This window comes from Seinonella peptonophila (genome assembly GCF_900129355.1).
GTDB classification, from domain to species: Bacteria; Bacillota; Bacilli; order Thermoactinomycetales; family Thermoactinomycetaceae; genus Seinonella; species Seinonella peptonophila.
Genome location: NZ_FQVL01000007.1, coordinates 1 through 18,987 on the forward strand (window position 1 = coordinate 1; position 18,987 = coordinate 18,987).

General features: G+C 41.3%; 20 protein-coding genes, 1 rRNA gene and 1 other annotated feature. Of the genes, 17 read left to right on the top strand and 4 right to left on the bottom strand.

All coding sequences use genetic code 11. From position 1 onward, the window contains the following. A 5S ribosomal RNA gene (gene rrf, locus BUB71_RS11680) occupies window positions 1-93 on the top strand; the annotation flags it as partial. A gap of 50 nt (window positions 94-143) precedes the next feature. On the opposite strand, the gene BUB71_RS11685 is transcribed toward rrf, so the two are convergent. Continuing rightward, window positions 144-353 (bottom strand): hypothetical protein, encoded by a 210-nt coding sequence (locus BUB71_RS11685; RefSeq protein ID WP_073155024.1) that lies wholly within the window; start codon window positions 351-353, stop codon window positions 144-146. 284 nt (window positions 354-637) lie between these two features. On the opposite strand from BUB71_RS11685, the gene BUB71_RS11690 reads away from it, so the two are divergent. From BUB71_RS11690 to rsmI, 7 genes are all read left to right on the top strand, one after another. Continuing rightward, entirely contained in the window at window positions 638-826 is a 189-nt protein-coding gene (locus tag BUB71_RS11690; protein WP_073155221.1) for a sigma factor G inhibitor Gin, read from the top strand. Window positions 827-899: 73 nt separating this feature from the next. Beyond that, window positions 900-2,309, top strand: a complete 1,410-nt coding sequence (locus BUB71_RS11695) for an aminotransferase class I/II-fold pyridoxal phosphate-dependent enzyme (RefSeq protein ID WP_139279079.1) — start codon at window positions 900-902, stop codon at window positions 2,307-2,309. Beyond that, entirely contained in the window at window positions 2,310-2,945 is a 636-nt protein-coding gene (tmk, locus tag BUB71_RS11700; protein ID WP_073155025.1) for a dTMP kinase, read from the top strand. A 199-nt stretch (window positions 2,946-3,144) separates the two neighbouring features. Next, complete coding sequence (locus BUB71_RS11705; protein ID WP_073155026.1) at window positions 3,145-3,969, top strand: PSP1 domain-containing protein; 825 nt, start codon at window positions 3,145-3,147, stop codon at window positions 3,967-3,969. A 102-nt stretch (window positions 3,970-4,071) separates the two neighbouring features. Then, window positions 4,072-4,425 carry a DNA replication initiation control protein YabA gene (yabA, locus tag BUB71_RS11710; protein ID WP_073155027.1) on the top strand — a complete coding sequence of 118 codons (354 nt, stop codon included), beginning with the start codon at window positions 4,072-4,074 and terminating at the stop codon, window positions 4,423-4,425. Between the two features lie 16 nt (window positions 4,426-4,441). After that, window positions 4,442-4,726, top strand: coding sequence for a GIY-YIG nuclease family protein (locus BUB71_RS11715; RefSeq protein ID WP_073155028.1), 285 nt, complete (start codon window positions 4,442-4,444; stop codon window positions 4,724-4,726). After that, window positions 4,704-5,588: a 16S rRNA (cytidine(1402)-2'-O)-methyltransferase gene (rsmI, locus tag BUB71_RS11720; RefSeq protein WP_073155029.1), complete on the top strand. Its 885-nt coding sequence runs from the start codon at window positions 4,704-4,706 to the stop codon at window positions 5,586-5,588. The genes BUB71_RS11715 and rsmI overlap by 23 nt, the downstream gene beginning before the upstream one ends. A gap of 191 nt (window positions 5,589-5,779) precedes the next feature. Here the strand turns inward: rsmI and BUB71_RS11725 are convergent, their stop codons facing one another. Then, complete coding sequence (locus BUB71_RS11725) at window positions 5,780-6,052, bottom strand: AbrB/MazE/SpoVT family DNA-binding domain-containing protein (protein WP_073155030.1); 273 nt, start codon at window positions 6,050-6,052, stop codon at window positions 5,780-5,782. A gap of 236 nt (window positions 6,053-6,288) precedes the next feature. Between BUB71_RS11725 and BUB71_RS11730 the strand changes: the two genes are divergently transcribed. The 3 genes from BUB71_RS11730 to BUB71_RS11740 all read left to right on the top strand — a co-directional run bounded on the left by BUB71_RS11730 (window position 6,289) and on the right by BUB71_RS11740 (window position 10,235). Then, a complete protein-coding gene (locus BUB71_RS11730; protein WP_073155031.1) occupies window positions 6,289-7,245 on the top strand; it encodes a DNA double-strand break repair nuclease NurA in 957 nt (318 codons plus the stop codon). A gap of 14 nt (window positions 7,246-7,259) precedes the next feature. After that, entirely contained in the window at window positions 7,260-9,098 is a 1,839-nt protein-coding gene (locus BUB71_RS11735; RefSeq protein WP_073155032.1) for an ATP-binding protein, read from the top strand. Window positions 9,099-9,167: 69 nt separating this feature from the next. Further along, complete coding sequence (locus BUB71_RS11740) at window positions 9,168-10,235, top strand: undecaprenyldiphospho-muramoylpentapeptide beta-N-acetylglucosaminyltransferase (RefSeq protein WP_073155033.1); 1,068 nt, start codon at window positions 9,168-9,170, stop codon at window positions 10,233-10,235. Between the two features lie 59 nt (window positions 10,236-10,294). Here BUB71_RS11740 and BUB71_RS11745 read toward each other — a convergent pair whose 3' ends face one another. Together BUB71_RS11745 and BUB71_RS11750 are read right to left on the bottom strand one after the other, a co-directional pair. Beyond that, window positions 10,295-10,972, bottom strand: a complete 678-nt coding sequence (locus tag BUB71_RS11745; protein WP_245815589.1) for a class I SAM-dependent methyltransferase — start codon at window positions 10,970-10,972, stop codon at window positions 10,295-10,297. A gap of 5 nt (window positions 10,973-10,977) precedes the next feature. Then, window positions 10,978-11,598: a PadR family transcriptional regulator gene (locus BUB71_RS11750; RefSeq protein WP_073155034.1), complete on the bottom strand. Its 621-nt coding sequence runs from the start codon at window positions 11,596-11,598 to the stop codon at window positions 10,978-10,980. A gap of 290 nt (window positions 11,599-11,888) precedes the next feature. On the opposite strand from BUB71_RS11750, the gene BUB71_RS11755 reads away from it, so the two are divergent. From BUB71_RS11755 to BUB71_RS11780, 6 genes are all read left to right on the top strand, one after another. Further along, window positions 11,889-12,836, top strand: a complete 948-nt coding sequence (locus tag BUB71_RS11755) for an FTR1 family iron permease (RefSeq protein WP_073155035.1) — start codon at window positions 11,889-11,891, stop codon at window positions 12,834-12,836. A 147-nt stretch (window positions 12,837-12,983) separates the two neighbouring features. Beyond that, complete coding sequence (locus BUB71_RS11760) at window positions 12,984-13,748, top strand: hypothetical protein (protein ID WP_073155036.1); 765 nt, start codon at window positions 12,984-12,986, stop codon at window positions 13,746-13,748. Beyond that, on the top strand, window positions 13,745-15,316 hold the full coding sequence (locus BUB71_RS11765) for a glycosyltransferase family protein (protein WP_073155037.1): 1,572 nt from the start codon (window positions 13,745-13,747) through the stop codon (window positions 15,314-15,316). Before BUB71_RS11760 ends, BUB71_RS11765 begins: the two co-directional genes overlap by 4 nt. Before the next feature lie 90 nt (window positions 15,317-15,406). Then, the gene (locus tag BUB71_RS11770; RefSeq protein WP_073155038.1) at window positions 15,407-16,393 is read left to right on the top strand and encodes an NAD-dependent epimerase/dehydratase family protein; all 987 of its coding nucleotides are present in this window, start codon (window positions 15,407-15,409) and stop codon (window positions 16,391-16,393) included. Window positions 16,394-16,397: 4 nt separating this feature from the next. Next, entirely contained in the window at window positions 16,398-17,843 is a 1,446-nt protein-coding gene (locus BUB71_RS11775) for an alkaline phosphatase family protein (RefSeq protein ID WP_073155039.1), read from the top strand. 91 nt (window positions 17,844-17,934) lie between these two features. Continuing rightward, window positions 17,935-18,633 (top strand): glycosyltransferase family 2 protein, encoded by a 699-nt coding sequence (locus tag BUB71_RS11780; RefSeq protein WP_245815591.1) that lies wholly within the window; start codon window positions 17,935-17,937, stop codon window positions 18,631-18,633. A gap of 80 nt (window positions 18,634-18,713) precedes the next feature. Beyond that, window positions 18,714-18,940 (top strand) — a binding site (T-box leader). Window positions 18,941-18,987 lie beyond the last annotated feature (47 nt).

Genomic DNA, 18,987 nt, shown 5'->3' on the forward strand with positions numbered 1-18,987 from the left:
CCACTCGTTCCCATCCCGAACACGATCGTTAAGCCCTCCAGCGCCAATGGTACTTGGGGCTCACGCCCCTGGGAGAGTCGGACGTTGCCAGGCAACCAACACCCTATCTCTATTAGAGATAGGGTGTTTTTATTTTCCCTTCTTTAGATTTGAGAAGGGTCTTTTTTGATTCGAGAGGATAGTGATTTATTTTTGACTTGTATATAAGTAGTTCTTGCAGAAGTCTTTTTAGCTTGCTCTTGCTCTAATCTGCGACTTCTTAATTTAAGTAGCACATAGAGCGCTCGAAGGATGAGAAGGAAGGGGATAAAGATGTAAAAAACAAATGAAATCATCCCGCTTACTGCGTCCATTTGAATCACTCCATATTGTTATCAAATGACTTCATTATTTTTTAGTGAAATATTGATTTTAAGTTGATTACATGGCAATGGGTCGATATAAAACTTAGCGATTCAGGAGTCTAGTTTGTCCAATCAAAAAAAAAATATGTGAGGAAGTTCAAGCAAGGAATGATGGACGGTATAAAGCAATACGATGGAAAGAATGACTAAAATGCACGGTATCGGGAGTGTATATTTTCCCTCTATTCTGACCAAAATGAAGGGAAAATGGGTGTAGGAAAGTAGGCGATGTGATGAAGGAAAGACATACTCCTGTCTGTACGATTTGTCGATCTCGTCATGCAAACAGAGGCATTCAAGTACTAGCTCATGTTATTTGTGAACCATGTGAAAAACAAATTATTGGACTACAATGCGATGATCCAGTTTATCTGTTCTATTTATGTCAATTGAAAAAGCTATGGGAGCCCATTCTTCCATGATAAAATAAGTCTTAGTTCATAGAGCGCTTGCCCAATATTGGGTAGTACTCTTTTTTTATTGGGAGTGAAAAAATTGGATCAAACGCGCGCACCGTTGTGGGAAGCAGCTCAAAAACATCTTGCCCATGCTAACGGAAATTTCCATGTTCCAGGTCATAAACAAGGTCTACACTTTGATCCAAAAGCACAAAACGTTTTTCATCGAGTATTACAAATTGATTTGACAGAAATTGGGGAATTAGATGATCTCCATCATGCTACGGGAGCCATATTAGCAGCAGAGCAATTAGCAGCAGAAGCATTTGGGGCAAATAAAACATTCTTTCTAGTCGGCGGAAGTACGGTGGGGAATTTGGTAGCAATGATGACTGCGGCCACAGGTAGAAAAAAAGTAGTGATTCAAAGAAATAGTCACCAATCACTCTTTCATGGTGCCATGATCGGACAAGCAGAGTTAATTGTATTACCTCCTCACTTTCATCTGAGTGATATCGAAAAGCTGTTACAAGCACATCAAGGCGAGATCGGTGCTGTCATGCTGACAAGCCCATCATATGGAGGACGAATTCAGCCTCTTGGGCTATTTGCCGAACTTTGCCATCAATATCATGTTCCTTTATTTGTAGATGAAGCACATGGGGCGCATTTATCCTTTCATCCTGGCTTGGGCACGACTGCGCTTCAGGCTGGAGCAGATTTAGTCGTTCAATCTACACATAAAATGTTACCAGCGATGACAATGGCCTCCATGTTGCATTTGCAAGGAGATCGTATTGATCAAGAGATGGTCAGGCATTATCTGCGAATCATGCAATCAAGTAGTCCATCCTATCCATTGATGATTTCGTTAGATTTGGCACGACGGATCATGGCGACACTAGGAAAAGAGCAAATCGAGTCCATACTTCCGTTGTTGGATGCGTTTCGGAGGCAAGTTGTCTCATTGCCGCTTTATGAAGAGTATATCGAAGGATTACCACAAGATCCATTTAAATTCTCGCTACAAGTGGAGGGAGTAAGTGGGTTTGAATTCTTTTCTATGCTTGAAGATAGAGGAGTCTATGCTGAATGGGCAGATCATCAACGAACTCTATTTATTTTTACCCTAGGAACAACAGAAAATGATCTGAAAAATTTGTTTTCTATTTTACAAGAAGTTCATCTTGGACTATTCTATAGGAAAAGAAAAAAGAAACCAATTCTCCCTAAAATGCCAAAGATATCTCGACAGTCATTTCATTTTTCAAATTGGCAGCATCATGACCGTAAGAAAAAGGATTTAAAAGAAGCTGTTGGACATTTGTCTGCTGAGTTGATTGTACCGTATCCTCCTGGCGTTCCTTTATTAGTTCCTGGGGAGCGATGGACGGCCGAGCATATTGAATTGATCGAAACTTATCTAGCGCTATGTAATCGTGTTCATGGGATTGAAGAAAGAGAAAACGGCCCACAGGTATGGGTCTGGTTGAAGGGAATGGGCTGAATGGGCAAGGGAAGATTTATTACATTTGAAGGGCCTGAGGGGGTAGGAAAAACAACACAGGTGAAGCGCATCAGCGAAGCATTTAATCGACTAAATATTCCATTTATAGCAGTGAGGGAACCTGGTAGTACCAAGATTGGTGATCAAATCCGATCACTCTTATTAGATCCACAGTTTCAGATGATGACGATCAAAACAGAGATGCTTTTATTTGCTGCTGCTCGTGCTCAACTCATTGAAGAAGTTATTCGACCAGCTTTAGATGCGGGAAAAGTGGTACTTTGTGATCGATTTGTTGATTCTAGTATTGCATATCAGGCATTTGGTGCTGGTGCAAAGTTTGATGATGTACTTCAAGTGAATCAAATTGCCATTGCTGGCTGTTTGCCTGATCGTACATACTTGCTTGATGTAAGTGTTTCAAAAAGTCGTGAACGGTTATCAAAGCGGGGTCAACAGTTGGATCGACAAGAAGCAAAAGAGCAAGATTTTCATCAACGTGTGAGAGATGGGTATTTACAATTAGCGGCAAAGCAGCCCCAACGTTTTGTAAAGATAGCAGCAGATCAATCTCGTGAACAAGTATTTTCCATGATTTGGTCTGATTTAGAGGCTCAAATTTCCCATCTTCTTTAGGGATGGAAGCGATCTGAGTTTGCTCAAAAGGAATAGACGATGTTAGAATGGAATCAAAGAGAATAGATAGATTGATTGATTCGAGGGGAGCAAACCACAAGTTGGCTTGGCACGTTGGCAAAAGTAGACTCATTTTGTCATCATTGTACCGACCTGTAGGTCTGCTATAGCTCAAGGCATACGTGTCAGGAGGGATAGCATGTTAAAAGTGCTTGGAGTTCGATTTCGACAGGCTGGAAAGATATATTATTTTGATCCAGGTGATTTTCATATAAATGAGCATGATCATGTGATTGTCGAGACCGTTCGTGGTATTGAATGTGGGGAAGTGGTTCTCGGTATTCGCTTTGTAAATAAAGATGAAGTGGTATTACCGCTCAAGCAAGTGATTCGAGTTGCAACAGACGAGGACTTAGAGCAACTTCAATCGAATGATCAAGCAGCGAAAAGCGCTTTGCAGATTTGCCAAGAAAAAATCAACCAGCACCAACTAGAGATGAAACTAGTTGATGCAGAATATACATTTGACCGAAATAAGGTCATCTTTTATTTTACTGCAGAAGGCCGTGTTGACTTTCGAGAACTGGTTAGAGACCTCGCATCCGTTTTTCGAACACGGATTGAGCTGAGACAAATTGGGGTGCGGGATGAAGCGAAGTTACTTGGCGGAATTGGGCCATGCGGTCGGGTGCTCTGCTGTTCGTCGTTTTTAGGAGATTTTGAGCCAGTTTCGATAAAAATGGCAAAAGACCAAAGTCTATCACTCAATCCTGCAAAAATCTCTGGTCTTTGTGGGCGGTTGATGTGTTGCTTAAAGTTTGAAAATGATTCATACGAGAATATCAAAGAACGCATGCCAGATATTGGTCAACAAGTTGTCACTCCTGATGGAGATGGACGGGTTGTTGTCTTAAATCTTTTAGAAAAAAGGGTGCAGGTAAAATTATTTGAATCGGGAAGTACTGAAGAGTATCCATTAGAAGAGGTTGAAACCCAAGAAAGGGAACAGGTAACCTATGAATAGAAAAAACCATCCGCATGGGCTCGGAGGTATTCCCAATGGGGTCTATTCAGAAAACCATTTTCTGTATAATGGGCAATACTGAAACAGATTGAGGGTGGAGGTTTGGACAAACAGGCGATTTTTAAAAGAGTGGCACAAGTAGAAGAACAAATCGGCGAATTATATCAGGAACTAGGTGGCTTAAAAGAACAGATTGTTGCATTGATCGAGGAAAATACACTATTAACAATGGAAAACCAAAATCTACGCGAAAGAAGGCAAACAGAGGAGGCAGATCAAAACACAGAGTCAGTTCCGCGTGATCCAGGGGAGGAAGATGATCCTGGACAAGGGCATCATAACTTAACCCGATTACATGATGAAGGGTTTCATATATGTAACGTCCATTATGGACGACTCCGTACAGAAGGTGATTGTCTCTTTTGCTTAGCTTTTTTAAATAAGACATCCCAGTGAGGTGTAATGGATTCGGATGACGAATCGATATCATGTTTATATGTTAGAGTGCGCGGATGGAACTTTATACACAGGCATTACCAACCGAATCAAGGAACGGATTGCAAAGCATCAAGCTGGAAAAGGAGCAAGGTATACGCGCAGTCGGCTACCCGTTCGTTTGCGATACTTGGAGCGGGGAGAAGGAAAGTCGTGGGCTTTAAAACGAGAACATGAGCTTCGACAATTGAGTCGACAGCAGAAATGGCAGTTAATTGCGGAAAAAGGGGGTCAAATTTATGCAAATCCAGAAGAGTTTTGACAGTATAGGGGGAAAACTCTATCTGGTTGCTACCCCTATTGGCAATTTACAGGATATGAGTACACGAGCATTAAATATTCTTCAAGAAGTAGATTTGATCGCGGCAGAAGATACCAGACATACCCGCAAACTACTCAATCATTTTCAATTCTCGACTCCCTTAGTCAGTCTGCATGAGCATAACGAGACACAACAGCTTCATTCATTGATAGACCGTTTAAAGAAAGGGAGTCAAATTGCAGTTGTAAGCGATGCAGGAACCCCTGCCATTTCCGACCCAGGCGAAAAATTGGTCGCGGCAGCAGTGGAACAAGGCATTGACGTGATTCCTGTTCCCGGGGCAAATGCAGCTTTAGCAGCTTTAATTGGCTCAGGGCTACCTGTTCAGCCTTTTTTATTTTATGGTTTTTTACCACGGACACAGAAGAAACGGCAAAGTATTCTACATCAATTGAATCAGTTAGAAGTAACCGCTATCTTTTATGAATCACCCTATAGAATGGTCGATACGCTTAGGGATATACAATCTGTTTGTGGTGATCAGTGTGAGGTAGTCGTCGTTAGAGAGTTGACAAAGCGCTATGAAGAATGGTTGCGTGGGAATGTGGTTGAATGTTGTGAGTATATTCAGCAAGAAGGTTCCCGTGGAGAGTATACAATCGTTATCCGAATGAATGGTTTGAATGAAGCTGAGGAGAATGCTTGGTGGAATGGTCTTTCGCTTTCTGATCATGTTGACCATTATATGAAACAAGGACAGAGTAAGAAGGGGGCCATCCAGCAGGTGAGCGATGAACGTCACCTGCCAAAACGAGAGGTTTATAACCAGTATCACCAAAATATGAAACAGCGAGGTGAGTAATGGCCTCGCTGTATGTCTATACACGAACAAAGGGTATATGCTTCCGTTGTTAAAGTCTTATTTATACTTATAAAGTAAGGATCATTGTATGATAAGAAACATATCAAGATGCACGCTTCGTTTTCATCATATGTGTATCGGCAAATCAATCTGCCGGAATTGTATTAGCTATGATATATAATGACATCTACTTAATCAGCAGGAATTTTTTCGGTGTTTAAAAGGTCATACATTTCTTCAATGCATTTCTTGCTTACTACTTTATTTTTATAACGAATTGTTTCGTCAACTTCACCGGTAAAGATACAAGCAGGTTCGTATTTTTTAAGAACAATTCGCTCACCATCAACGTAAATTTCAAGCGCGTCTTTTTCACCAATCCCTAATGTTCGACGTAATTCGATAGGGATTACTACACGACCCAACTCGTCCACTTTACGAACAATACCGGTTGATTTAAGCATATGCTGGTCTCCCCTCAATGTGTATTCAAATAAGTAAATAAAATCTCTCTTTGAATTGCCGTCAAATTTCGACAACGAACAACATACAAACATCATACCAGTGATTCCCATTCCAGTCAATATAACAGAAGGTAATTTTGTAGAAAATTTCTTAAAGAAGTTAATGATTGATTTTTATACCAAAAGAAGAGTAAATAGCTGAATCATGATGAATGATGTCGAAGGAGTCGAAAATCATGCTACCTATTTCGAAAGAACTAAAGGAAAAATTAAGGGAAATCAATCGTTCATTAAGGGAAGTTTATCCAACACAAGCAATGAACCGTCAACAAGCGCGTCGAAAATTGTCTGAATTAGGCACTTTTTATGCTGTGGAAGCATGGTCACCTGAGGAAGCAAAAGAGTGGCTAGGCGATCGGACGATGATCGGAGTGGATGGCTCGGTTAATTCAACTCCTGGAAGTCCTTTGCGGACGATTTCTGTCTTTCAGGCTCTAGCCAAAGGTACGAAAGGGGAAGAAAAGTGGATGGCAGACGTTCAGACCCCTCTTTTACCCAATTTTCTAGGATTTCAAGAAGGACAAGCAGCTCGCGAAGCCCAAGAACGTGGAGCATTGCTTTCTGCTTTGGAATTACAAGTAGCCTCCTATGCAATTGAACATTGGAAACCCCGAGTGGTGATGATGGATGGATCACTATTACATTTTATGATCGATGATCATGAGAAATGGAATCAACTCATGAGGGATGCAGAACGTGAAAATGCCCTGCTAATTGGCGTTGCTGAAGAAATTAATACACATCGTCTCGTCCAAGAAATAGCCCCTGAATTTCCAACCTGGACGGATCGTGATCTGTTGTATGGTGTTTTGAAACAGGGTGAAGTCTTTATATGGGAAGATTGGAGCCCAGCTGGCAGTCAGCTTTGGAAAGTAGCGATGCGAACTGCTTCCAGTCCAATTCCTATTGGTATTGATGGTTTAAAAAGCCAAGAGGATGCCATATCTATGATTTTTCAATTGGTATACAGCCTTACGCCAAAACAAGGGAGAGGAATTCCCTACTGGCTTGATATCGTTGACCATCAAGTCAGAGTTACGAACCCGCTAGTAAGTACAATGATCGAAGAATATATTGATCCTGATATCCGTCATCATCTGTTGATGTTAAAACGCAATGATCGAATGATTTGAAGGAGGACATAAATATGCAAGTGGTCGGTGTCACTACACAACAAGAAGTACATATCGTCTCAAGAGAACGTAAATTTCGTATCAATGAAATACTTGTAATTGAAGATGAAATTCTTGATGATCCAAAGGGTGAAGTGGTTGAAACAATGGCCTACAATCGGTTGATTCCGATGGGATTTGATCGTTCCATTGTAGATGCGCAAGTGATCGATACATTAGAGAAAATGGGCTATGACATTGAAGCAGATGAAATCAACATCGCGAAGGTTCGTCTGTTTGAAGAAGCACCATTTCCCATTAGTACGGGTTCAAGTGTTAGACTGCCTAACTTTGCGGAAGTGCGACATTTACTCGTGCAGACGACTCCTGAACAGGGCATGCTACTCGGCGAAATCAGAGGAACAGAGTCGCTTTACGACACACTAACATCTGATCTTCAGCAACAAGTGTTAATGATGGAACAGGGAGAATATCGTCAACAAAGAGGCGTTCCTTTTCTCTTTGATATCAAAAAAATGCAGCAATATCCACATGTCGGTATTTTTGGTGGATCAGGTTCTGGTAAATCGTTTGGTTTACGGGTGATGCTGGAAGAGCTCATGAAATTACGTATTCCTACGATTGTCTTTGACCCCCATTTTGAAATGGATTTTCGTGATACAGTTCCGGAAAGTGAAAAGCAAGCAAGTAAGGTGAAGGATCGCTCGGTAGTCGTGCAAGTAGGTAGAGAAGTGGGTATTTCTTTTAGTGATCTTTCCACACGTGATGTGACAGATTTATTGGGAGCTGCTGGTCATCTAAGTGAGTCGATGGTAAATGTCATCCAAACATTGCATAAAAGAAGAGATTCCTATGCCTCGTTTAGTGATCGGATCAATAACTTAGTACAAGCATTAGAAGAAGGAAAAGCAGGACTAGAACGACAGCTCAGACAAGATGAACTCACACCGGTCGAAGTGAATCGAATTCAAGATTTATTAAAACTATTACAACAATATGGTACATTGCCAGCGGCCTCTGTTAAGGGGATTCATTGGCGTCTGAATCGTTTAGAACAAGCAGGCTTGTTTCAGCAAGATATTCGCGAAATTGAGCGGGGATTGGAACAAGGAAAGTTAGTCGTTGTCCAAGGTAGTACTTGGGTCTTACAAGTTTTTACTACATATGTGATTGGTGCGCTATATCGAAAGCGGCGCGAATTTAAGGATGCACAAACCAATGGTGAAGAAGGAGAATTCTTTCCTCCATTTGTGACTGTAACCGATGAAGCACACAATTTTGCGCCAAAGGGCTTTGATTCGCCTGCAAAATCGATCTTAAAAGAGATTGCACAAGAAGGTCGAAAATATGGGGTGTTCTTATTTCTGGCGACACAGCGTCCTACTCTCTTAGATGAAACCATAACAGCACAGCTCAATACGAAGTTTGTTTTTCGAACCGTCCGGGGAACCGATATTGCTACACTTCGCGAAGAGACTGATCTCACGCAAGAAGAAGGAAAAAGACTTCCATATCTTCGCTCTGGTGATGCTTTTGTATCCTCTGCCATTATCGGGCGGACTGTCTTTATTCGCATTCGAGCAGCACATACACAGAGTCCACATATTTCTAATCCTTTTGATGAATTAATCCAAGCGACGCAACATCAGGATGAAAAAGTACTTCGATATTTAAAAAAACAATTTCCTATTTTTGAAACAGACTTTACACAGGTGATCGGAACACTTCAAAAGGAATTCTCTTTATCTTGGGATGTAAAAAGGCTAAAACAAGAGTTGGATCGATTAGCATCTGATGGTCAAATCAGAAAAAAAGAAACGCCTTTTGCAGTTCGTTATGACATGAATGAGTGAAAAGTGTTTGTGATTTTTTGTTTTTGCATTAAAATGGAGAATTATATGTTTAAGTGAGGAAACTAACAGATGATGAAAAAAGTTTTATTTACCGGTGGAGGAACTGCCGGACATGTTACTGTAAACCTAGCGCTGATTCCAAAGTTTCAACGCGAGGGTTGGGAAACGCATTATATCGGTTCCAGACAAGGAATTGAACGCGAATTAGTAGAGAAATTAGATGATGTTCATTACCATTGGGTATCAACAGGGAAATTACGACGCTATCTTTCCTTAGAAAATTTAAAAGACCCTTTTAAAGTATTAAAAGGAATCTGGGATGCCTATCGTGTAATTCGACGTCATAAACCAAATGTTATTTTTTCAAAGGGTGGCTTTGTAACAGTTCCAGTCGTGATCGGGGCATGGTTAAATCGTGTGCCTGTTCTGATTCACGAATCGGATTTAACACCCGGTTTAGCCAATCGATTAGCCGTTCCTTTTGCAAGTAAAGTATTTACAACTTTCCCTGAAACAGCGAATTATGTCAAATCGAACAAAACCCAGTATCTTGGTGCGATTGTTCGTGATGAATTAAAGCGTGGCGATGCAGACCGTGGCAGACAGTTTTGTCAGCTCACAGGAGATAAGCCTGTCCTATTGGTGATGGGCGGCAGCCTAGGTTCGCAGAAGTTAAACGAATTGATTCGTCATAATCTGCCTGCATTAACAGAGCGCTTTCAGGTGATTCATTTATGTGGAAAAAACCAACTAGCTCCAGATCTAGATGTGGAAGGATATCGACAGTATGAGTATGTAAATGAAGAATTGCCAGACCTACTTCATTTAGCTGATGTGATTGTCTCACGCGCTGGTTCAAACGCAATCTTTGAATTTCTTTCTCTGCGGAAACCGATGTTGTTAATTCCACTTTCACGGGCGGCAAGCCGCGGTGATCAAATCTTAAATGCAAAGTCGTTTCAAAAACAAGGTTTTGCAGATGTGATCGAGGAAGAAGAACTAACAGAAGAGCGTTTTCTTGGGCAATTAAACCAGTTGTTTGAATCAAAGGAAATATACATAGAAAATATGAGTAAAATTGAAACTGATCAAGCATTAGAGCAAGTTTTTCAGTCAATAAAAGAACATGCAAAATAAATAATACTACATTAAAAGAGCCTCTCCTATATGGAGGGCTCTTTTAATGTACGTTCAGGTTAATTCTGCTCAGTTCCTGTTTTTACTAGTAAAATTTCTATTCCAATTGATGTTTTTTCGATTTGATAAGAGGTAAAAGAGCTTTCATCGATCATCTTGATAAAATCAGCTTTTGTATAAGCTCTGTTTAACAATTGGTAAAGAGCGAGCTTGGTAAACTGCCGATTGACGACACCTAAGTTTAGTTCTTGGTTAACATGTTGTTTGATTCCTGCTTTTGAAGCATCTTTTCGCAAATCGACGATCAAAGCTTTGCCGCCTGGCTTTAGAACGCGATACATCTCATTAATAGCGGCGACAGGATTAGAGAAATTTTTAAATGCGGACTGGCATGTGATAAAATCAAAAGTCTCCGTGTCTAACGGCATATCAGCGGCATCGCCGAGCAGAAAAGTCACTTCTACGTTTTCTTGTAAGGCATGCTTGCGGGCAAGATCGATAAAAGTTTTACTTATATCCAGTCCTGTCACCTGATACTCATGACTTAATTTGGCCAACTCAGTCGAAAGAAACCCTGGACCAGGAGCTACTTCTAAAATGGAAGCAGGTTCAGGAACCATCTCCCGAATGCGCTTCGCTTCTTTAACAAATTCATCCATACTTTTCTTCCGTGACTGAGCAAACCAAGTCGCAATGATCCCTTCCATACCGATCCCTTTATAGCCCTTATCTGACAATAGAATCACTCCTCTTCTGCCGATGTGAATTTTTGGGCTATCTTCTCCAGCCACTCACGATCCCACCATATCTGATGGCTCTGAATAGATTGAACGATATCCTTTAACCACATCAACTCTGCATGCTGTAAAACCTGTTGATATTCAATTTCCAACAGAAAGAGACGGGGTAGTCCATCAGCTATGGATTCTTTCGTGGATTTTCGTGAATTCTCTAGTTTCGTTTGTAAGATCGAGATTCTTTTTTGGAGTTCCTTAATCACTTCTTCTGGTGGTAACAACGCCAAAAAAGAGATCGCTGCTGGAAAATCAAAAAATTCATCTTTAGGGGTCGACAACATCTCGCGCAACCATTTATAGACAGTCTCTTTTCCTCGATCTGTAATGGTATAGATAGTAAAATCGGGTTTTCCGGGTTGTCGCTGTTTCTGCATCACTTGAATTGCTTCATCACGCAAGAGACGTTCGATTGTCTGATAGATACTTGTCCGATGATGGACATTGATAACGATATCTTTTCCTCTTTCTTTGATTAACTGTTGCATACGATATGGATGCATGGGTTCTCTGATCAATAAAGCTAAAATCGCTAAAGCAATCGGGGATCTTCTAATTGGCTTCTTCATAGTAATAACATTACTATTAATAATATGACTAAGTCAAGTGAAACTATAAAATAGTTCTTGTAGTATTCTAAAGAAAACATGTTGCATACATCTTCATAGTCTAAAACGGAGATGAAGTGTGAAATATTGACAGAACCTTACCTTTTCTACACAATGACTCAACTTTTCTGTGGGGATTTTTTATTGACCTGAAAAACATTTAAAAATATAATATGTTTGGTCGATATTGATAACTATTATCATTTTCAATGGATCATAATGATTGTTTACTGTTAGGAGGTCAAGTATACATGTCAACATCGCTCCATTTTCAGGCGTTTTTCATAACATTTCGCGAGGTATTTGAAGCGATGTTAATTTTGGGTTTGATTACCTCCTATATCAAACGAGTCAACCAGGAAAAGTGGAATAAATGGGTTTGGACAGGGGCTGGAACAGCCGTAATTGCTAGCTTAATCGTTGCTCTACTCTTTCAGTTACTTCTCAATACGTATGCAACAATGGGAAGCGAAATCTATTTAAAAATTAGTATTTTACTTATTTCCTGTATTCTGTTGACACAAATGGTATTTTGGATGGCAGATCAAAACCAGGATATAAAAGGTCAGATGGAGAAGCGTTTGGATGTGATATTAACGACGGGTAGCGCTATAGGAATGGTGATGCATGCCTTTCTTGTTGTATTGCGTGAAGGTGTGGAGACGGTTTTCTTCTTTGCTGCTATTTCGCAAGGGCAGATTGACCGTGTTTTGACCAGTTGGGGTGCCTTGATTGGATTAATCGGTGGAATTGTCCTCGCCTTTTTATTCTTTCGTGGGATGGCGCGTTTTTCATTACGGACTTTTTTTCGGGTGACTGGGTCGGTTATTCTGCTGATTGCAGCAGGGTTCCTAGTGAATGCACTTGGCATGCTGCAAGATCTAAAGCACCTTCCTTCTGCTATGCCGCATGTCTTTGATCTATCTTGGTTGATGCCAGAAAGTCCAATTGATGAAGCTCAGTATATACGTGAACACGGAACCGCTCCCTTAATAAGTGGCAATGTTGGAATTTTCTTTTCTGCATTGCTAGGCTACACACATCAACCTTCGATTGAACAACTTTGTGCCTACCTCACTTACTTTGTGGTCGTGATTCTTTGGGTACGCTATCGCCATCAACGGAAACAAGGACAAGCAAAGCAACCAAGTCTAGATAGGAAAGAAGAAGATAAGACTTTTGATGTTAGCAGGCTGTAGAGAAACTCCAATGAGTGAGAGGGATGATCGGCGAGTCGTCGAGAACCACGATCGCGAGCAGATCGCATGACTTTGTCTACCAGGTGAAAACATTTGATTTTGGAAAGTAGTGAGAAGAAAGTATTGAAGAGAGGGGGATTCTGCCTGATGAAGAAAACGGTCTCGATTGGATTGATGATGCTCTTTTTTTGGAGTTGGTTTATTCCAAGTAGTTGGGGATATTCCTATGGTAAGCCAGACGAAGAACCGATCGCAGATACTTATCAGAAAGCAGTAGGATTGCTAGGGCAGCAAAATCCTGATTTTGCGCAAGCTGAAAAAGAGTTGGCAACGGTTGAACAAGAGATGAGTCAGCATGCCGAGATTGGGCCAGAGCTTCCAAAGGTAATCAAACAAGCGCTTGAGCAAAAAGATGCTGAAAAAGCTCTCGCCTATTGGCGTGAGGCATTGGTTCGGAATATTCAGCGGCGGTTGGATAATGTAGAAAAAGACTTTAAGAATTTCTCGAGTAATAAAATCTTATTGGCAAAGGCGAATCGAGCATTTGAAGTGCTAAGTGTTGACTTAGAACAGCGAAATCCCAGCGAAATTCCCAAACTGAAAGAAAACTTCCAAAAAGCTCTTGATTCGCTTGGTAATCCGGGGTTATTTAATGTGGGAAAAAAAGAGGCGCATTTTGATCAATTTATGGCAGCAAAGAAGCATATTTTGATGGTATTACAAAAGGAGTATATTCCAAAAAACGAGAAAGTACAGAGTGGTGGAAAAGGTCATCTAAAGGAAAAAAAGCAAGCATCTGTGGCTGAGCAAAGCGAAACAAAATGGGGACAATGGCTGCCATTAGTCGTGATTGTACTCGTTTTAATCGGTTCTATCCTACTCTTTCTATTATTGGGTCGAAATAAAAAATGAACGGTGTAGAAAAGCGTAAAAGGCGCTGGCTTTATTTATGGATCGGATTAATCGGTCTGATCATATATGGAGGTACGCGACTGCCCTTTTTAGGACATTTACCCGAAAGTTGGGATGCGGTTGATTTTGCACTGGCGCTTGATCGATTTGATATTCATGCCATGCAACCTCATTTCCCTGGCTATCCGCTGTTTATTTTTCCTGCGATGATGATCCACAGTTGGGTCACAAATCCATATTTATCACTTTCTATCATTAGTTTTCTTGCCAATTTTGTGAGTCTGTTTCTTTTTTATTGTTTGGCTAAGAAATTCTTATCTCAAACCATGTCAATAGTGGCAACCGTTTGTTTTGCAGTTCATCCATTGGTTTGGATCACATCTCTTCAGCCGATGTCGGATAGCTTGGGTCTATGTATCCTTTTGGCATATCTCTATATATTAGGGCGTCATTTTTTAGATACTCCTCGCAATGAAAAGCATGATGGCTATGCATTGATTGGAGCGGCTATTCTATATGTACTATTGTTAGGTGTACGCTTGTCCTATTTTCCAATAGGCGTAGTCTGGCTCTTTGCCCTTTGGCACTTTCTCCGGGAAGATGGGCATTGGGTATGGACATCATCACGTTGGCGGTTTCCATTGATGGCATTTATTCTTGGAAATATGACACTTTTTCTTTGGGTTTGGTTAGTCAGCTTTTCAGAGGGTGGCGTACTTGCTTATTTAAAACTAGGAAAAGCCTTTTTAAGTGGCCATTTTACGGATTGGGGAGGAACACTACTCACAGAGCATCAGTCATTGCTTAATCGGTTGCAACTTGCTTTTCATCAAATATGGACCAGCATTTTAAATGGTGCGAATCCAGGAGAGCCTTTTATCAGTCAGTGGCTTGCCCTTTTGTTACTTTTAATGATCATTTGGGGAACAGTCGAACTCAAAATGAATCGAAAAGGAATCTTCCTCTATCTTAGCTGGGTTCCGATGATTGTATGGGTCTTTTATGGGCAAAATCTAGATAAACCCCGTCATCTTCTGCCTATAGTTCCCATTGTCATCCTGTATGTGTTAATTGGAATTCAATCTTACATGAAATATGGCAAATGGACAAGAAAAATGGGCTGGATTGTGATCATTCTAATCTTTCTCTGTCAAGGGCTATTCGGTAGCTACTTAGTCACACGTTACTTGTCACCTTCGCCTGTTATGGCATTGACACAGTATCTCCAACAGCATATGAATCCTGATCATGTGATTACTTTTACTTGGGAAGAGGAAAGAGTGATCCATGCTGTTGCTCCTGACTATCTGACACAACGGCTACGCAGTTGGTCCGTCTTTACGAATCGAATGCAAGGTCTGCCCTCTGGAACGACCGTTTTGCTTACTTCATCAGTGGTACATGGATTTGCAAACCAAGGGTACCATGTAGACCGATACTTAAAGTTATTGGGTAGCTGGCAGTCAAGTGAACGGATTTATACACCTTATCATCATTTAAAATTGTATCAGCTAGATGTTCAGCAGTTTAACAAGTCGCTTCAAAACGGCAACCGTCACCTTCCATAATGCGGGGTGTTCATAGCCAGGACTTGGATGAGAGTGTATAACTTTTTTACAAGTTGTCACGATTTTATTTAAATAAAAGGACGAATATGGATGAAGATATTATTGACTGGCGGCGCTGGATTTATTGGAAGCCACCTTGTTCGCCACTTTTTGCAAGGGTCAACAGTGGAGAAAATAGCAGTGATTGATAACTTAGACGCTTATTATAGCCCAAAGCAAAAGCAAGAACGGTTGGAGCAGTGGCAAGATGAGCCGCGCGTTGTATGCTATAGATCTGATATTTGTCAACGAGAACAGATCAAGCAAGTCTTCCAACAGGAACAATGGGAGGTCATCATTCATTTAGCTGCAATTCCTGGTGTGCGCCCCTCTTTGCAGCGCCCAACTGAATATGTTGATATAGATGTAACAGGAACGGTTCAACTTTTACAACTTGCTGTTGAGTATCAGGTGCCGCATTTGATCTTTTTTTCTTCATCGTCTGTCTATGGACATCAGTCAGTGGTGCAACCCTGGAAAGAAGGTATCACCCAGGAAATGCCTAGTAGTCCTTACGCAGCAGCGAAACGATCAGCAGAAATCTTTTGTCAAACTTACCAGCAACTCTATCCACTTCATGTGACAATATTGAGACCTTTTACAGTATATGGCCCTGAACAGCGCCCTGATATGGCGATCCATTTCTTCGCAAGGCAAATGGTAAAAGGTTTACCTATCCCTGTCTTTTCATTAGACTCTTCTAGAGATTACACATATATTGATGATTTGATTCAAGCAGTAGAACGTTGCTTAATGCGACCAAATGGATTTCAGCTTTTTAATGTTGCCTCAGGAGAAAGGATTTCTTTAAGGCAGATGATTAAGCAATTGGCAAGTGCCTTGCATGTAGAAGCGAAACTTGAAATAAAAGGTGAACAACTGGGTGATCCAGCTTATACTTGGGCTGATTTAACACAGATCAAAGAAACAATCGGTTATCGACCTCAAGTAGATTTTGCTACAGGTATTCAGCGATTTGCTACATGGTTTCAGCAAAATCGGACCATACACGATTTCACTACTGATAAGAAGGTGTAATCAATTGAAATCTGCACCCACATGGGAGAAGGTAGGCGCGCGAATCTGGAATGTCTTAAATGAAGGAAAGCCATTTACCCCGGTTTTTGTAGTGGGTACGTTTATCAGCTTTCAGCTATTATTTGGCTCCTTTCATCTGATATCCCTCTTATGGGCTTTTTTTTGTGTCGTTCCCTTATTGATCCTCTATGCTTGTTTTGAATTTCCACTAAAATTACGTTGGTATCTTTGGCCTCCGCTTGTATTCTTTATTGGTAGCTTTGGCGGATGGCACCTAGGGTTGCAACTTTGGGCGCTAGTGCTATATTTCTTCTTTACAATCATCTTTTGGGGAAGTATCTATTATCATTGGCGAATTGGGATTCCTCTGGATAACTATAAGCGGTTTTGGCGTTTAGTATTGGTACATAGCGACTCTACAAGTGGCAATGCGCAAGAGCAATTACCCAAATTTATGTTGTTGCTTGCTGTATTACAATGGTTTTATATAGTGAATCCGCCTTTTTCGCTAAACCTGTCAACCTGGTTTTATCTTCTTTTCCTTGTTTTGCTCTTTTTTTACAGTGTTGGCGTTCACCATTTCTTCTTTCATTGGCGACCCGCAGAGCCTGAGCAATGGACACGCGAACTAGCGCCTGTTCCAAAAGAGGAGAAAGTAAAACGTGTTGTGATGGTTGTGATTGATGGTTGTCGCGCGGATCGTTTAGCAGAGGCAAACACGCCCTTTATCGACAAGTTGCAAGGACAAGGAGCCGTCTTTACTCAGATGGAAACCATTTACCCAGCGCGAACAGTTGTCTGTTTTTCTTCCATCTTCACAGGTGCTTATCCTCGTGATCATGGGATTACAAGCAATTTTGTTTGGCGACAAGGAGTTCGCTGTGAGTCGATCTTTGACCAGCTTCGAAAAAAAGGGAAACAGGGTAAACTATTAGCAATTGCTCATCTGCTAGAAGCATTTGGTAATGATGTAGAAGCGATGAGCGCTGTTGTGCCAAATGATGAAATCGATGGACTTACGATTGAGCGAGCAAAGCAATTGATGGATGAGCAAGACTGGAATCTCTTTGCAGTGCAACTAATTGCAGTCGATCAGACAGGACATAGCCGTGGTGCGCTATATGATGAGTATCTAGCAAAAATCGAAGAAGCAGATCGACATGTAGGGGCTTTTTATCAGTGGTTAGAACAAGCAGGCTATCTAGAAGATGCGGTCTTTATACTATGTGCGGATCATGGTCAATCAGATGGGATTGGCGGGCATGCACACTTAGACGAGGGAGAAAGATATCCACCTTTCTTGATGGTTGGTAAAGGGATTCGCGAAGGTGTAACAATCGATACAAAAGTAAACCTAACCTCGATTACACCCACGATATGCTATCTATTAGGTGTTCCTTATCCTGATCATGCTCGTGGGCAGATTTTACAGGATGCACTTGTTGACTAAACTTTAGGAAGTCATATGAACTGCTGGTGATCGTGGTTCACGGCGATGGTGAGATCGATATCGCCATTTTGTTATGAAAGGTCGTTCAAAGTTGAAACCATTACTAATCGTTGTCATTCCGGCATGGAATGAAGCAAAAAATATTGCTCATGTCATCCAAAAAGTGCCCCGTACATGGCATCCAGATCTTGAAGTCTCTATATTGGTGATCGATGATGGATCTACTGATGGAACGGCGCAAGTTGCAACAGCAGCAGGAGCGGAGCAAGTCTATTCATTCTCACAGAATCGCGGTTTAGGTGCTGCTGTCCGAGAAGGATTAAAAAAAGCATATCAGCAGGGTGCCGACCTAGCCGTGATGATAGATGCTGATAATGAATATCCTGCACATTCGATTCCTTCGATTGTCCAACCCATCTTGGATGGAAGAGCAGATTATGTCATGGGTTCCCGATTTAAGGGGCACATTCGGGGCATGAAATGGCACCGACGATTGGCGAATATCAGTTTTACATTGCTACAATCTCTTTTACTAGGTCGGTGGATCTGGGATGGACAGTCGGGATTTCGTGCTTTTTCACGCCTTGTCTTACGTGATCTTCGGATCAATCACGATTATAATTATGCCCAAGTTATGACCTTATCGATTCTTCGGCAAGGCTACCGAATGCTTGAGGTGCCAATCGATTATCAAGTCCGTCAAGCTGGAACCTCTTTTATCAAAGGGACTACATACCTGCGACGTGTTTTGCCAGCAATCTGGAAAGAGTGGCGAACACCAACTCGATAGACTAAGAAGAAAGTACGCTGCATAGAGCTATCTTGTATATGTAGAGCTTGCATCTCCTAGATGAGCCATGTACAATGTTGCTGAGAACGATGATTGAGATAAGTAATTCGCCGACGCTATGGACAGAGAGCCGGGGTAGGTGCAAGCCGGTATAGCGAAAACGAATGAAGATGACTCAGGAGTGGCTCTTCTGAAGGATCGAGTAGGAAGAGACGGTGACCCACGTTATCGGGTATGCAGAGGGCATGATCGATTATGATGATGCTAAATTTGGGTGGTAACGCGAACGCAAAGTCTCGCCCCAAAAGGGGAAGAGGCTTTTTTATGTTTTTATCGATTGATATAAGGAGTGAC